The following is a 958-nucleotide window of genomic DNA, read 5'->3' on the forward strand; positions in this document are numbered from 1 at the left end:
ATACTTTTTCTCACCATTTAAATTAATCCATTTCTCCCCTTCCCAAGTTTGAATTTTCCACCAACCATTGTTTCGTTTTTCCTTCACAAGAATTGTTTGGGGCGTATACTCCACTCCACCATTTGATTTATCTGATGTAAAAGAAGCCTCATTATATGCATAAAATGACTTTTCTACATTTTCTTTTGTATCCGCTAATACTCCCATCATTACACTATGTTTTAACATATATATCACCTATATCCTTTCGTATATTTCAATTAATAATCTATAAAACAACGAATATTTCATTTCAGAAAATTCATTGTAGTTTTTCATAACTATCAAAAACAGCTATCAAAATTGATAGCTGTTTTATAACCTCTTGAATCTTTTTATCGGATCATCCAGATAATTATCTTTATTGATACACATAAGCTAACGTTGCTAACTTATTTTTTAAATCTACCATAACCAAGGAAGTGTTTTTGATTATATGAATTAAACACATTTCCTCTTACAACACCCGTCTGTTCACTTCCTGCATGAATGAACTCACCGTTTCCAAGATAAATCCCCATATGTGATGGACCAGGTGTATATGTGTTTTGTAAAAAGACTAAATCTCCAGGCTGCGGATCATTAATTTTAATTACCATCGGCCAATATCCCGCTACACTATTCCTTGAAATACTATACCCATTATTTTTATATACATAGTATATGAAACCACTACAATCAAAAGAATTAGGCCCCTCTGCTCCGAAGACATATGGCTTCCCTAATTGTTTTAAAGCTAATTCAATTACTCCTGAGACCTCAGAAGCATTTGGGTTAATCCATTTTTCTCCTTCATAAGAAATAATCTTTAACCAGCCACTTGTCATTCCATCAATAACAAGCACTTCTTGTGCTGAAAAAGCTTGGCCTCCATTTCCTTTTGCGGATACAAATGATGGTTCATTGTACGTATAAAATG

1 protein-coding gene and 1 pseudogene are annotated in these 958 nt (G+C 33.0%); both read right to left on the bottom strand.

Annotation, left to right across the window (positions count from 1 at the left end):
- Positions 1-228 (bottom strand): annotated as a pseudogene (locus tag V7038_RS11190) (3D domain-containing protein); the annotation flags it as partial.
- A gap of 203 nt (positions 229-431) precedes the next feature.
- The coding region (locus tag V7038_RS11195) for a C40 family peptidase (RefSeq protein ID WP_335470219.1) at positions 432-958 on the bottom strand (527 nt) is incomplete at its 5' end.

The sequence above is a fragment of the Bacillus sp. JJ783 genome (assembly GCF_036963225.1).
Classification (GTDB): domain Bacteria; phylum Bacillota; class Bacilli; order Bacillales; family Bacillaceae_G; genus Bacillus_A; species Bacillus_A cereus_U.